Raw genomic sequence first — 12,989 nt, 5'->3', positions numbered from 1 at the left:
GGCCTTGACAGACTAACGATCGTTAGTAAACCCTGACACTCCGCCCTAACCAAGCATTTGCTTTGTCGAAGGAGTGTTGGATGGACCACATCGACCGCGCGAGCGTCGACCTCGACGCCCTGTTCCGACCCGAACGCGTGGCGGTGATCGGGGCCTCGGACGCCGAGGGACGCCCGACGACGCTGAACTGGCGCCGGGTCGCCGCGTGGGCCGACCGGGTCGGCGCGGAGGCCGTGCCCGTCCACCCACGGCGCGCGGTCGTCGACGGGATCACGGCGTACCGGTCGATCGAGGACATCCCCGGCCGGGTCGACGTCGCGATCGTTCTCATCGGCGACGTCGACTCGGTGCTGCCCGGCATCGCCGCCAAGGGCGTGGGCTTCGTCGTGCTCTTCGCCGCGGGGTACGCCGAGACCGGTCCCGACGGCGAACGGCGGCAGACCGAGCTGGTCCGCTCGCTGCGCGCCGCGGGCGTGCGCGCACTCGGCCCGAACACCAACCTGAACCTCTTCGAGGAGTTCCGCACCGACCTGCCCGGCCGGCCGATCGCGCTGATCACCCAGAGCGGCCACCAGGGGCGCCCGGTGTTCCAGGGCCAGGAGCTCGGCATCCGGTTCAGCCACTGGGCGCCGACCGGCAACGAGGCCGACCTCAACGCCGCGCACTTCGTCGACTACTTCGCGCACGAGGAGGAGACCGGGGCGATCGCGCTCTACCTCGAGGGCTTCGCCGACGGGACGGCGTTCCGCCGCGCGGCGCGCGCCGCCGCGCGCCGCGGCGTCCCGTTGGTAGCGGTCAAGGTGGGCCGGACCGAGCTCGGCCGCTCCTGGGCCATGTCGCACACCGGCCACCTGGCAGGTGCGGACGACGTCGCCTCGGCGGTACTGCGCCAGTACGGCGTCGCCCGGGTCGACGGCCTCGACGAGCTCCTCGACACCGCCGCGCTCTTCGCCCGAGCCGGCGAGCCTCCGCACGCGGGCGTCTGCGTCTACGCCATCAGCGGCGGCACCAGCGCGCACCTGGCCGACCTGCTCGGCGCGGCCGGGCTCGAGCTGCCTGAGCTGAGCGCGGAGACCGTCACCGCGCTGCGCCAGTGGATCCCGGACTACCTGCGGGTGAGCAACCCGGTCGACAACGGCGGACACCCGGTGGGCGACTGGCGCGGCCGACGCATCCTGGAGACGATCCTGGCCGACCCTGCCGTCGGCATCCTGGTCGTCCCGATCACCGGCGCCTTCCCGCCGATGAGCGACACGCTCGTCGCCGACCTGGTCGCCGTCGCGGAGACCACCGACAAGCCGATCTGCGTCATCTGGGGCTCGCCCTCCGGCACCGAGGACGCCTACCGCCGGGTGCTGCTCGGCTCCCGGCTCCCGGTCTTCCGCACCTTCGGCAACTGCGTGTCCGCGATCCGCGCGCTCGCCGACCATCTGGAGTTCCGCGAGCGGGCGCACGAGCTGCCGGCGATCCCCGACCCGCCGCGGGCCTCCCCCGGCGCCGAGCGCCAGCTCACCGAGCTCGGCGCCAAGAGCCTGCTCGCCGAGCACGGCATCCCGGTCTCGCGCGACGTGCTCTGCACCGATGCGGACGAGGTGGTCCACGCGATCGAGCGGCACGACGGCCCCGTCGTACTGAAGGCCGTCGTCGACGGACTGGCGCACAAGTCCGACCTCGGCCTGGTCCGGCTCGGGATCGCCGACGGCGCCCCGGGACGTGCCGCCGTCGCGGACTTCGAGCGGATCGTCGCCGACCTCCCCGACGGCGACCTCGCCGGCATCCTCGTCAGCGAGCAGGTCCGCGGCGGGGTCGAGATGGTCGTGGGCGTCGCGCCCGACCCCGTCTTCGGCCCCACCGTCATGCTCGGCGTGGGTGGCGTGGCGGTCGAGCTCTACCGCGATGTCTCCTTCCGGGTGCCGCCCTTCGACCGGGCCGAGGTGCACCGGATGGTCGCGGAGCTGACCGGCGCGGCCCTGCTCACCGGCTTCCGCGGCTCCCCACCGGTCGATCTCGAGCCGCTCGTCGACGTCGTCATGGCGGTACAGCGCCTGGCCGCCGACGGGGTCGTCACCGAGCTCGACATCAATCCCCTCATCGTCCTGCCCGACCGCGTCGTCGCCGTCGATGCACTCGCCTCGATCCCCGACCAGCACGAGAACGCCGGAGCCGTCGCATGACCACCCCAGGAGCCACCTTGTCCCCCACCACCGATCCCGCCGCTGCAGGCGCCGCCGCGATCGAGGTGCGCGGCGTCGGCAAGAGGTACGGAACCCGCGACGCCGTCGTCGCCCTCGACGGCGTCGACCTCACCGTGCGCCGGGGCGAGTTCGTCTGCCTCGTCGGCCCCTCCGGCTGCGGCAAGTCGACCCTGCTGCGGATGATGGCCGGCCTGCACCGGCCCAGCGAGGGCGAGGTGCTCGTCCACCACGAGGGCACCCGGCGTACGCCGACCGCGATGGTGTTCCAGGACTACGGGATCTTCCCCTGGAAGTCGGTGCGCGCCAACGTCCGGTTCGGCCTCGACGTCGCCGGCGCCTCCCGCGCCGAGGCCACCCGCACCGTGGATTCCTGGCTCGCCCGGCTCGGGCTCGCGGACTTCGCCGACGCCTACCCAGCCACGCTGTCGGGCGGGATGCGCCAGCGGGTCTCCATCGCGCGCGCCCTGGCGGTCGAGCCGGAGGTGCTGCTGCTCGACGAGCCGTTCGCGGCGCTCGACGCCCAGCTGCGCACCGTGCTCCAGGAGGAGCTCCTCACCCTCTGGCAGAGCGATCGGCGCACGGTCGTGTTCGTGACCCACAGCCTCGAGGAGGCCATCCTGCTCGGGGACCGGGTCGTCGTCATGTCCGCCCGGCCCGGCCGGATCCTCGCCGACCTCCCAGTGCCGCTCGATCGGCCCCGTTCGGCGGAGACGCGCGGCGAGCCGGCGTTCGCCGCACTGGAGCAACAGCTCTGGACACTGCTGCGCGACGAGGTCTCCCGCACCTTCGACGGCCGGAGCGCAACGTGAGCGCGACGGTGGTGGTCCGGCCCACGGCCGCCGAGATCGACCCAGTGCGGACGGCTCGCCGGCGCCGTCGCCTGGAGCGGGCGCTCGCCGTCCTCACCCCGCTGGTCGTGCTCGTCGCCTGGGAGGTCGCCGCCCGCACCGGCGCCATCCCGGTGCGCTTCTTCCCCGCACCGACGATGATCGTGTCGACCGCCGGCGACATGGTCCGCAGCGGTGTCCTGCTCGACGACCTGGCCGCGACGCTGCGGCGCGTGGTGATCGGCTTCGTCGCCGGCTCCGCCGCCGGTGCCGCCGCCGGCCTCGCGCTCGGGCTCTCGGGACTGGTCCGCGCCGCCTTCGACCCCTTCCTGTCCGCCCTGTACACCGTGCCCAAGCTCGCTCTGCTCCCGCTGCTGCTGCTCATCTTCGGACTCGGCGAGACGCCCCTCGTGCTGCTGGTGGCCCTCGCGGTCTTCTTTCCGACCTGGATCACCTGCATGGCGGGCGTCACCGCCATCCCGGAGGGCTATCGCGAGGCGGCCCGGGCCTTCGGCGCCAGCCGATGGGACATGTTCCGCCATGTGCTGTGGCCGGCGTTCCTCCCCCAGCTCTTCGTCGCCCTCCGCCTCTCGGTCGGCGTCGCCATCCTCGTCATCGTCGGCGCCGAGTTCGTCCAGGGCAACAGCGGAGTCGGCTTCCGGATCTGGCACAGCTGGTCGCTCTTCCAGGCCCGCCCGATGTACGTCGGCATCTGCGTCATCGCCCTTCTCGGGCTGCTCTGCACCACGTTGGTCACCGCTCTCGGACGTCGCCTGCTGCCGTGGGCGCAGCCGACGGACCGCCGGTGACCACGCTCTCCTCCTCGACCCCAGCAAAGGAACCCACGTGTTGACACGAAAGCTCGCCCTGCTCCTCGCCGGCCTCCTCGGCGGCGTCCTGCTCGCCGCGTGCGGCTCGTCGGACGACGCCGCCGACAAGAGCACCGTCAAGGTCGCCATCTCCGCCAAGCTCGAGGCGTTCGCCCCCCTGCTGGTCGGCATGGAGCTCGACAGCTACGCCGACCAGGACCTCGACGTCGAGATCGTGACCGCCGCACCCAGCGATGCGATGGTCCTGCTCGCGACCGGCGAGGTGGACGCCGTCTTCAGCGCGCCGAGCGCCGCGTTCTTCAACGCCGTCTCGGGCGGCTCCCCCATCAAGATCGTGGCGCCCGGCATGTTCCCGCCCGACGACAGCCGCTCCGGCCTCTGGGTCAGCAAGGACCTCGCGCCGAACGGCACCTTCGACCCGGAGCGGTTGCGCGGCGAGACCGTCGCGACCGCCGTCGGCAACGGCGCACCGGTCTCGATGGTGCTGGAGGAGGAGCTCGAGCGCAGCGGCATCTCCGCCGCCGACGTGACCTTCCAGACGATGGGCGCCACCGACATCCTTCTCGCGCTGGAGAGCGGTGCGGTCAAGGCCGGCTGGCTCTCCGACCCGGTGTGGCTGGAGGCGGAGAAGTCCGACAAGCTCACCTTCGCCTTCGGGCAGCCCGAGGACATCACCATGGGCGCGGTGCTCTTCGGCCCCAACCTGCTGGAGAAGGACCGCGACAAGGGCGCGCGCCTGCTCGCCGGGATGCGCAGCGCCATCGCCGACCACCTCCAGGGGACCTACCACGACGACCCCGACGTCCGGGCGGCGCTGGTGAAGCAGCTGGAGATCTCCGAGGCCCAGCTCGACCAGCTGCCCGAGCTGGTCTTCCCGCCCGACCTGGTCTACCCGGCCGGTCTCACCGACCGCTACCAGGCGACGTACGCCCGGCAGAAGGATGTGCTGGTCTACTCCGACCCGCTCGCCGAGAACGAGGTCATCGACGACGAGCTCGCGAAGTAGCCGCCCGGTGAGCACGATCTACATCCACGAGGAGATCGACATCATCGGCGCCCGCCGCGCCGACTACATGGAGCACATGACGTCCGGTTGGGACGCCGAGGCACGCGGCGAGCGTGGCATGCGCTGCTTCGGGGTGTGGGCGACCGTCGGCAGCACCGGCCGCTGGCCGAGCGTCGTCAACATGTGGGAGCTGGACGGCTGGGAGGGACTCGCCGCGAACTTCGCCCACGAGCTCTCTCACGACTCCCTCCAGGACCCCACCCTGGCCCGCTGGTGGTCCGCGGCCGCCGAGCTCCGCTCCGGCGGGCGTGACCGGATCCTGCTGCCCGCCGACTACAGCCCGACGGTCGCGACGCTGAGCGCGGACCTGCCGCCCGCCGTCTGCCACCTGCACGAGGTGGTGACCGTGGCGCGGGGGAAGGCCCCCGACTACCTGTCACTGCTGGCCGACGAGTGGCTCGGCACGGCGCTCGCCGCCGGCCTCGGGCTCACCGGCGCCTACCGCACCGCGATGGTCTCCGACAGCGAGGTGATCGTGGTGTGGTCGGTCGCCGACTGGCCCCGCTGGGCGGAGATCGAGATGTTCCTCGACCGCGGCCCCGCCGTCGACCGGTGGCGCGAGCGCACCGCCGACCTCGTCCTGTCCGACCAGCGCACCCTGCTGTGCGCCGCCCCGCTGTCGCCGCTGCGTACCGGCCGGCAGCCCTGATCCGCGAGAGAGGATCCTCCGTGACCCACCCGTACCTGCTGGACGGAATCCGTGTCGTCGAGTGCACCCTGCTGGAGCCCGGAGCCCTGGCCATGACCCTCGGCGACCTGGGCGCCGACGTGATCAAGGTCGAGCCGCCCGGCGGCGACTACATCCGCCGGCTGGGCTGGCCCATCGTCGAGGGACACTCGCTGCTGCACTGGCACGTCAACCGGGGCAAGCGCTCGATCCGGCTCGACCTGCGCTCCCCCGACGGCCCCGAGGTCTTCCTCGACCTGGTGGCGCGCGCCGACGTCGTCGTCGAGGGCATGCGGCCCGGTGCCCTCGAACGGCGCGGCCTGGGCTACGACCGGCTCCGCGAGGTGAACCCGGCGATCGTGCTCTGCTCGCTGTCCGGCTTCGGCATCGACGGGCCCTACCGCGACCTGCCCTCGCACGGCGTCGGCTTCGACGCCTGGGCCGGTCTGGCCGCGCCCGCGGTCGACGACCAGGGATTCACCTACATCCCCGAGCACACGGGCACCGGCACCAAGGTCGGGCCTCTGTGGGGTGCGCTCGCAGCCGTGTCCGCGGTGCTGCGTGCGCGTCGTACCGGCGAGGGGTGCCATCTCGACATCTCGCAGAGCGACGCGGCAGCCTTCAGCAACTGGCTGCCGATCGAGGGGCACCGCGCGTACGAGCGGCCCGAGCCCGAGGTGACCGGCAACCCGGCCGACGACGGCGCCCGGCGGCGTCCGGGGCCGGGCGGCATGGAGGAGGCGGTGCGCTACCAGTACTACCGCTCGGCCGACGGGCACGTCCTCTTCCAGGCCTCCGAGCAGGAGTTCTGGCGCAACTTCTGCGTCGCCTGCGACCGGCTCGACCTCTACGAGGGCCGCGAGGGCCAGCGGTACGGCGACCACGCGACCGGCGACCGCGACCTGCGTGCCGAGCTGCGCGACCTGTTCGCCTCCCGGACGACCGCCGAGTGGGTCGAGCTCGGCCTCGCGATCGACTGCCCCATCGCCCCGGTCAACGACGCCGCCGGGATCGGCCGCGACCCCCAGTTCGCGCACCGGATGCCGTGGTGGCCGGCGGCCGAGCACGGTGCCGACCTGCTGCCCACGCCGGTCAACGTCGTCGGCGAGCCGCGCCGCCCACCCCGGCGGGCACCCGAGGTCGGGGCGGACACCGAGGAGGTGCTCGCCGAGCTCGGGTACGCCGGCGAGCGGGTCGCGTCGCTGCGCCGCTCGGGCGCCATCTAGGAGGAGCGGGCCGTGCCCCAGCAGGAGGAGCGCCGCGTCGCCGTGGTCACCGGGGCGAGCCGCGGGCTCGGCAAGGGCATCGCGCTCGCCCTGGGCGAGGCCGGGTACGTCGTCTACGTCACCGGCCGCACCGTCGATGCCGGCACACACGACCTCGGCGGCACCGTCGGCGAGACCGCCCGGGAGGTGACCGGGCGCGGCGGCACCGGCGTCGCCGTCGCTTGCGACCACCGCGACGACGGGGCCGTCGCCGCCGTGGTCGCCCGGGTCGGGACCGAGCAGGGCCGGCTCGACCTGCTGGTCAACAACGCGTTCGCCGTACCCGACGGGGTGACCTCGGCCCGAGGCTTCTGGGAGAAGCCGCTCGACGCCGCGATGATGTTCGACGTCGGGCTGCGCTCGACGTACACGATGACCTGGCACGCCGCTCCGCTGCTGCTGGCATCGGCGCCCCGGTCCCCGCTCGTCGTCAACGTCTCCGGCTTCGGGGCGGTCTGCTACCTGCACGGGCCGGCCTACGGCGCGGTCAAGGCGGGCGTCGACAAGATGACGCACGACATGGCGGTCGACCTCGACGGCACCGGCGTCAGCGTCGTCGCCCTCTGGCCGGGTCTCCTGCGCACCGAGCGCACGATGCGGGTGGTCGACGGCGACCCGGAGCTCTACCGCGACTCGCTGCCGATCATGGAGCACCCCGAGCTCACCGGTCGCGCGATCGCCGCGCTCGACGCCGGTCTGCCGGCCGCCAAGCAGCGGCGGTCCGGGCGGGCGCTCATCGGCGCGGAGCTCGCGACCGAGCTGGGTGTGACCGACGTCGACGGGCGCGTGCCGGTCTCGCGGCGCTCGCTGCTGGGCGGACCCCTGGCCTACAGCGACGCGGTCGTGCGGTAGCCGGCTCAGCCCCCCAGCGCGTTGGGATTGCGCCACTGCCGCTCGAACGGCAGCCGCCAGGCGTACGGCGCGACGAGCTGGTGGATCTGGTTGGGTCCCCAGCTGCCCTGCCGATAGGGCCGCACGACGGGCGGGTTGTCGAGCAGGGGCTGGGAGACCTCCCACAGCCGCTCGATGCCCTCCGCGGAGGTGAACAGCGTCTGGTCGCCGCGCGCGGCGTCGTAGATGAGCCGCTCGTAGGCCTCCAGCACCGAGCCCGCCCAGGTGGTGTCGCCCATCGCGAACTGCATGGAGAGCTTGTCGAGCTTCATGCCCGGGCCGGGGCGCTTGCCGTAGAACGACAGCGACATCTTCGCCTTGTCGGCCAGGTCGAAGGTCAGGTGGTCGGGGCCGTGGTCGCCGACGCCGGAGTTGTGCGGGAACATCGAGCGCGGGGGCTCCTTGAACGCGATCGAGATGATCCGCGCGCCCTCGGCCAGCCGCTTGCCGGTGCGCAGGTAGAACGGGACGCCGGCCCAGCGCCAGTTGTCGATGAAGCACTTGAGGGCGATGAAGGTCTCGGTCTCCGACTCGGGCGCGACGCCCGCGATGTCGCGATAGCCCTCGTACTGACCGCGGACGACGTTGGCGGGGTCGATCGGCATCATCGAGCGGAAGACCTTGTTCTTCTCGTCGTTGATCGCGTCGGGGGCCAGCGAGGTCGGCGGCTCCATCGCGGTGAACGCGAGCACCTGGAACAGGTGGGTCACCACCATGTCGCGGTAGGCGCCGGTCGACTCGTAGAAGTCGGCCCGCTGCTCGAGCCCCAGCTCCTCGGGGACGTCGATCTGGACGTGGTCGATGTTGTTGCGGTGCCAGATCGGCTCGAAGAGGCCGTTGGCGAACCGGAAGGCGAGGATGTTCTGCGCCGCCTCCTTCCCGAGGAAGTGGTCGATCCGGTAGATCTGCGACTCGTCGAAGGTCCGGTGCAGCTCGGCGTTGAGCTTCCTGGCCGACACGAGATCGACGCCGAAGGGCTTCTCCATGATGATCCGGCCACCCTGGGCCAGCCCGGCGTCGTCGATCGTCTTGACGACGGTCGGCGCCGCCTTGGGCGGGACGCTGAGGTAGTGCAGCCGCACCCGGTCGCCGTCCCAGTCCGCCTCGGCCTTCTCGACGGCGGCGCGCAGCCCGGAGGTGCCCTCCGTGCCGGGCGCCCAGGTCAGCAGCTTGGCGAACTCCGGCCAGGCGGCCATGTCGCCGTCGTCACCGGAGAACTCCATCACCGCCTCGTGCACGAAGTCCACGAAGGACTCCGTGGTGTGCTCGTCGAGCGAGGTGCCGACGATGCGCAGCTGCGGCAGCAGCCCGGTCTCGAACAGGTGCAGCATCCCCGGCAGCAGCTTGCGGCGCGCGAGGTCGCCCGTCGCGCCGAACAGCACGACCGTCACCGGCTTCTGGGTCTTCGGTGCCATGTCGTCCACAGTGCCTCCTCGGTGTTACCGCCACGATAACGAGAGGCGTCCGGCGGCGGGTGTCGCGCGTCGCACCGGACATCCCTGTCGTGAATTCGCCCGCGACACGACCGTTGTGTCCGGTACGACGATCAGGCCAGCCGTGCGCGGAGGCCGTCGAGGACGAGAGCGAGCCCGAGGGTGAAGTCCGGGTCCGATTCGTCCTGGTGGGAGAGCACGAAGCGGACCAGGGTGCGCGCGCCGACCCGGGTCAGGGCGTCGTCGGCACCGGCGCGCTCGAGGGCCGCCCGGAGCGGGCGCTCCAGCGCCTCGGCATCCGAGCGGTGCACGCCGGCGATGAGCAGGGCGCCGTCGCGGTGGCGGCGCATCGCGTCGCGCAGGCCCAGGCAGAGCAGGTGCGCCTCGGCGTCCCAGGCCATGATCTCGGCGGGGCGGCGACCACGTCGGAGGATCTCGTCGGCGATGGCGGCGAGCAGGGCGTCCTTGTTGGTGAAGTGATGGTAGAGCGCACCCGGCTGGACGCCGAGGTCGCCGGCGAGACGGCGCATCGACAGGGCGTCGAGGCCGTGCTCGTCGAGCACCTCGATCGCCCGCTCGACCACGTCCCTGCGCCGATACCGCACTCCCGCACTCCCCTCGTCCGAACCCGCCGCCGGTGGACCCCCGTTGACCTGAGTCCCGCGATCAGCCTAACCTGAACACTGTTCAACTGCGCGCCACCGCGCTCCCCCGGACCCCGAGAGTGACCCCGATGAACCGCCGTACCCCGACCACCGACGTCGCCCTGATCGCCGGCTTCGCCGCGCTCATCGCGGTGTGCGCCATCCTGCCCGACATCAAGACCGGCGTCGGCGTCCCCTACTCGCTGCAGACCTTCGGCGTGCTCCTCGCCGGCGCGGTCCTCGGGCCCCTCCGCGGGTTCCTGTGCGTCGTCCTCTACCTGGTGGCGGGCCTGGTGCTGCCGATCTACTCCGGGGGCGCCTCCGGCATCTCGCACTACAGCGGCGTGACCGCGGGCTACCTCGTGGCGTTCCCGCTCGCCGCGGCACTGTGCGGCTACCTCGTCTACCGCAACCGCCAGAACGCCACCCAGTTCACGCTCGTGTTCACCTGCGGCCTGCTCAGCAGCTTCGTGTTCGTGCACACCCTCGGGCCGCTCAACCTGGCCTGGCGCGCGGACCTCAGCCTCAAGGAGGCGTTCAGCTTCGACGCCGCCTACTTCCCCGGCGACATCGCCAAGAACGTCGTGATGGCCCTCATCGCCACCGCCGTGCACCGTGCCTTCCCGGACCTCGCCGCCCGGCGCCCGGCCGCGACCACCACGGACGAGCCGGCGACGCAGTCCGCGTGAGCCGGATCGAGCTCGACCGGGTCGGCGTCCGGGCGGCGACGCCCGGCGGCCCGGTCCCCGAGGTCACCGTGCTGCGGGAGACCACGCTCGACCTCACCGAGCAGCGGATCGCCCTGATCGGCCCCAACGGCTCGGGCAAGTCGACGCTCGCGCGCCTGGTCAACGGCCTGGTCGAGCCCACCTCCGGCCGCGTCCTGGTCGACGGGCTCGACGTGGCCAAGAAGGGTCGCGAGGTACGCCGCCGGGTCGGCTTCGTGTTCACCGACCCCAGCGCGCAGCTGGTGATGCCCACGGTCGTCGAGGACGTCGCGCTCTCCCTGCGCCACCAGGTCCGCGCCCGGGAGGCGCGCACCGCCGCCGCGCGCGCCGTGCTGGCGTCGTACGGCCTGGACGAGCTGGCGGACCGCAGCGTGCACACGCTCTCCGGCGGTCAGCGGCAGCTGCTCGCGCTCGCGGGCGTGCTCGCCACCGACCCGGCCGTGCTGGTCGCCGACGAGCCCACCACGCTGCTCGACCTGCGCAACGCCCGGATGATCGGCGACCTGCTGTTCGGGCTCCCCCAGCAGCTGGTGCTGGCCACCCACGACCTCGACCTCGCCCTGCGCTGCGACCGGGCCCTGCTGATCGACGACGGCGCGGTGGTGGCCGACGGCGCGCCCGCCGAGGTGGTCGCCCGCTACCGCGCGACGGTGGGTTGAGCCGATGGCCGCGAGCCCGCTCGGGGACTATCAACCGGGCACCACCGTCTTCCACCGGCTGCCCGTCGGCGCCAAGCTCCTCGGCCTGCTGGTGCTCAGCGTCGTCGCGGTGGCCTTCCGCGGCGTCACGACGACCGGCGCCCTGCTCGCGCTGGCCGGACTCAGCTGCGTAGTCGCAGGCGTCCGCCTCGGCCGGGCGGCCCGTGCCCTGCGCGGCGTCCTGGTCGCGATGACCCTGCTGGCGGCGTACCAGACCTGGCAGCGGGGCGGCGAACACGCCTTCGTCGTGGTCGGCGCACTGGTCGCGCTCGTCCTCCTGGCGACCGTGTTCACCACGACCACCTCGGTGGAGCGGATGGTGGACGCGATCACCCGCTGGCTCGGCCCGTTCCGCCGCCGCGGCGTCAACCCGGAGCTGGTCGCGCTCGCCTTCTCGTTGATGATCCGCGGCATCCCGCTCACCCTCGCCATCGCCGGCGAGACCCGGGACGCCGCCCGGGCCCGCGGACTCGAGCGCAGCCCGCGGGCCTACCTGACGCCCCTGGTGATCCGGGTCGTCGCCCACGCGCGGGCCACCGGCGACGCGCTGCACGCCCGCGGCCTCGGCGACGACTGACGCACGGGCGGGACTCCCCAACGCAGGCCGATCGGGCTATCCTGAGCCACCTGAACACTGTTCAGGAACCGATCCGGATCTGCCCAGGGAGCACCCATGAGCGTGCAGTTCGACCAGCTGGCCACCCGCATCCTCGACGGGGGCGCGGCCTCCGCGACCGACGCGCTCGCCGTCCTGCGCGCCTCGGACGCGGACCTGATGGCCGTGGTCGCCGCGGCCGGGCGGCTGCGCCGCGCGCACTTCGGCAACACCGTGAAGGTCAACTACCTGGTCAACCTCAAGTCCGGGCTGTGCCCCGAGAACTGCAACTACTGCTCGCAGGCACTCGGCTCCGACGCGCCGATCCTCAAGTACTCCTGGCTCTCCAAGGACGAGACCCTCCAGCAGGCCGGCGCCGGCCTGCGCGGCGGGGCCACCCGGGTGTGCATGGTCTCGTCGGGCCGCGGCCCCTCGAACCGCGACATCGAGAAGGTCGCCGAGATGACCGAGGCCCTCAAGGACGAGTACCCCGACGTCGAGGTCTGCGCCTGTCTCGGCCTGCTCAAGGACGGTCAGGCCGAGCGGCTCAAGAAGGCCGGCGTCGACGCCTACAACCACAACATCAACACCGCCGCGTCGCACCACGACACGATCGTCCAGACCCACACGTACGACGACCGGGTCGACACCATCGACAGGGCCAAGTCCGCCGGGCTGTCCCCCTGCTCGGGCCTGATCGCCGGGCTCGGCGAGACCGACGAGCAGCTCATCGAGGCGCTGTTCGCGCTCAAGGACCTCGGGTCCGACTCGATCCCGGTCAACTTCCTGATGCCCTTCGACGGGACACCGTTCGAGGACACCTGGGAGCTCTCCCCCACCCGCTGCGTCAAGATCCTGGCGATGGCCCGGTTCGTCTGCCCCGACAAGGAGCTGCGGATCGCCGGCGGCCGCGAGCTGCACCTGCGCTCGCTCCAGGCGATAGCGCTGCACGTCGCGAACTCGATCTTCCTCGGCGACTACCTCACCTCGGAGGGCCAGGAGGCCAGGGCCGACATCGAGATGATCCGCGACAACGGCTTCGTCGTCCTCGGCACCGAGGACGAGCCCGTCGCGCCGACCGGGGCCGAGCACGACCCGGCGATCCGTCGCCGCGGCGCGGGCACCGAGGTCGCGGCGAACGCCTGAGTCC

General features: G+C 72.4%; 13 protein-coding genes. 11 read left to right on the top strand and 2 right to left on the bottom strand.

What is annotated here, in order from left to right:
- The first annotated feature begins 80 nt into the window (after positions 1-80).
- From RB608_RS01970 to RB608_RS01940, 7 genes are read left to right on the top strand one after another with little or no spacing between them, the layout of a single operon-like run.
- Positions 81-2,174, top strand: coding sequence for an acetate--CoA ligase family protein (locus tag RB608_RS01970; RefSeq protein WP_308086097.1), 2,094 nt, complete (start codon positions 81-83; stop codon positions 2,172-2,174).
- Positions 2,171-3,004 (top strand): ABC transporter ATP-binding protein, encoded by an 834-nt coding sequence (locus RB608_RS01965; protein ID WP_308086096.1) that lies wholly within the window; start codon positions 2,171-2,173, stop codon positions 3,002-3,004. Before RB608_RS01970 ends, RB608_RS01965 begins: the two co-directional genes overlap by 4 nt.
- Positions 3,001-3,831, top strand: coding sequence for an ABC transporter permease (locus RB608_RS01960; protein ID WP_308086095.1), 831 nt, complete (start codon positions 3,001-3,003; stop codon positions 3,829-3,831). The genes RB608_RS01965 and RB608_RS01960 overlap by 4 nt, the downstream gene beginning before the upstream one ends.
- A 37-nt stretch (positions 3,832-3,868) precedes the next feature.
- Entirely contained in the window at positions 3,869-4,858 is a 990-nt protein-coding gene (locus RB608_RS01955) for an ABC transporter substrate-binding protein (protein ID WP_308086094.1), read from the top strand.
- A 7-nt stretch (positions 4,859-4,865) separates the two neighbouring features.
- Positions 4,866-5,567 carry a hypothetical protein gene (locus RB608_RS01950; protein WP_308086093.1) on the top strand — a complete coding sequence of 234 codons (702 nt, stop codon included), beginning with the start codon at positions 4,866-4,868 and terminating at the stop codon, positions 5,565-5,567.
- 20 nt (positions 5,568-5,587) lie between these two features.
- Positions 5,588-6,811 carry a CoA transferase gene (locus RB608_RS01945; protein WP_308086092.1) on the top strand — a complete coding sequence of 408 codons (1,224 nt, stop codon included), beginning with the start codon at positions 5,588-5,590 and terminating at the stop codon, positions 6,809-6,811.
- 12 nt (positions 6,812-6,823) lie between these two features.
- The gene (locus RB608_RS01940) at positions 6,824-7,702 is read left to right on the top strand and encodes an SDR family NAD(P)-dependent oxidoreductase (RefSeq protein WP_308086091.1); all 879 of its coding nucleotides are present in this window, start codon (positions 6,824-6,826) and stop codon (positions 7,700-7,702) included.
- 5 nt (positions 7,703-7,707) lie between these two features.
- On the opposite strand, the gene zwf is transcribed toward RB608_RS01940, so the two are convergent.
- Together zwf and RB608_RS01930 are read right to left on the bottom strand one after the other, a co-directional pair.
- A complete protein-coding gene (gene zwf / locus RB608_RS01935) occupies positions 7,708-9,156 on the bottom strand; it encodes a glucose-6-phosphate dehydrogenase (protein ID WP_308086090.1) in 1,449 nt (482 codons plus the stop codon).
- 131 nt (positions 9,157-9,287) lie between these two features.
- Positions 9,288-9,758, bottom strand: coding sequence for a TetR family transcriptional regulator (locus RB608_RS01930; protein WP_308086089.1), 471 nt, complete (start codon positions 9,756-9,758; stop codon positions 9,288-9,290).
- Between the two features lie 149 nt (positions 9,759-9,907).
- On the opposite strand from RB608_RS01930, the gene RB608_RS01925 reads away from it, so the two are divergent.
- From RB608_RS01925 to bioB, 4 genes are all read left to right on the top strand, one after another.
- Positions 9,908-10,507, top strand: coding sequence for a biotin transporter BioY (locus RB608_RS01925; RefSeq protein WP_308086088.1), 600 nt, complete (start codon positions 9,908-9,910; stop codon positions 10,505-10,507).
- Complete coding sequence (locus tag RB608_RS01920) at positions 10,504-11,205, top strand: ABC transporter ATP-binding protein (protein ID WP_308086087.1); 702 nt, start codon at positions 10,504-10,506, stop codon at positions 11,203-11,205. The genes RB608_RS01925 and RB608_RS01920 overlap by 4 nt, the downstream gene beginning before the upstream one ends.
- Positions 11,206-11,209: 4 nt before the next feature.
- On the top strand, positions 11,210-11,821 hold the full coding sequence (locus RB608_RS01915; protein ID WP_308086086.1) for an energy-coupling factor transporter transmembrane component T: 612 nt from the start codon (positions 11,210-11,212) through the stop codon (positions 11,819-11,821).
- A gap of 96 nt (positions 11,822-11,917) precedes the next feature.
- Entirely contained in the window at positions 11,918-12,985 is a 1,068-nt protein-coding gene (gene bioB / locus RB608_RS01910; protein ID WP_308086085.1) for a biotin synthase BioB, read from the top strand.
- Positions 12,986-12,989: the final 4 nt, after the last annotated feature.

The organism is Nocardioides sp. LHD-245 (assembly GCF_030929495.1).
Classification (GTDB): Bacteria; Actinomycetota; Actinomycetes; order Propionibacteriales; family Nocardioidaceae; genus Nocardioides.
Note: the sequence above shows the minus strand (reverse complement) of the source record. Positions and strands in the feature narration are given on the sequence as shown.

Bases quoted from the DNA above. Each gene is read 5' to 3' on its own strand.
- RB608_RS01970 (WP_308086097.1), top strand. From the start codon at position 81: ATGGACCACATCGACCGCGCGAGCGTCGACCTCGACGCCCTGTTCCGA.
- RB608_RS01965 (WP_308086096.1), top strand. From the start codon at position 2,171: ATGACCACCCCAGGAGCCACCTTGTCCCCCACCACCGATCCCGCCGCT.
- zwf (WP_308086090.1), bottom strand. From the start codon at position 9,156: ATGGCACCGAAGACCCAGAAGCCGGTGACGGTCGTGCTGTTCGGCGCG.
- RB608_RS01925 (WP_308086088.1), top strand. From the start codon at position 9,908: ATGAACCGCCGTACCCCGACCACCGACGTCGCCCTGATCGCCGGCTTC.
- RB608_RS01915 (WP_308086086.1), top strand. From the start codon at position 11,210: ATGGCCGCGAGCCCGCTCGGGGACTATCAACCGGGCACCACCGTCTTC.
- bioB (WP_308086085.1), top strand. From the start codon at position 11,918: ATGAGCGTGCAGTTCGACCAGCTGGCCACCCGCATCCTCGACGGGGGC.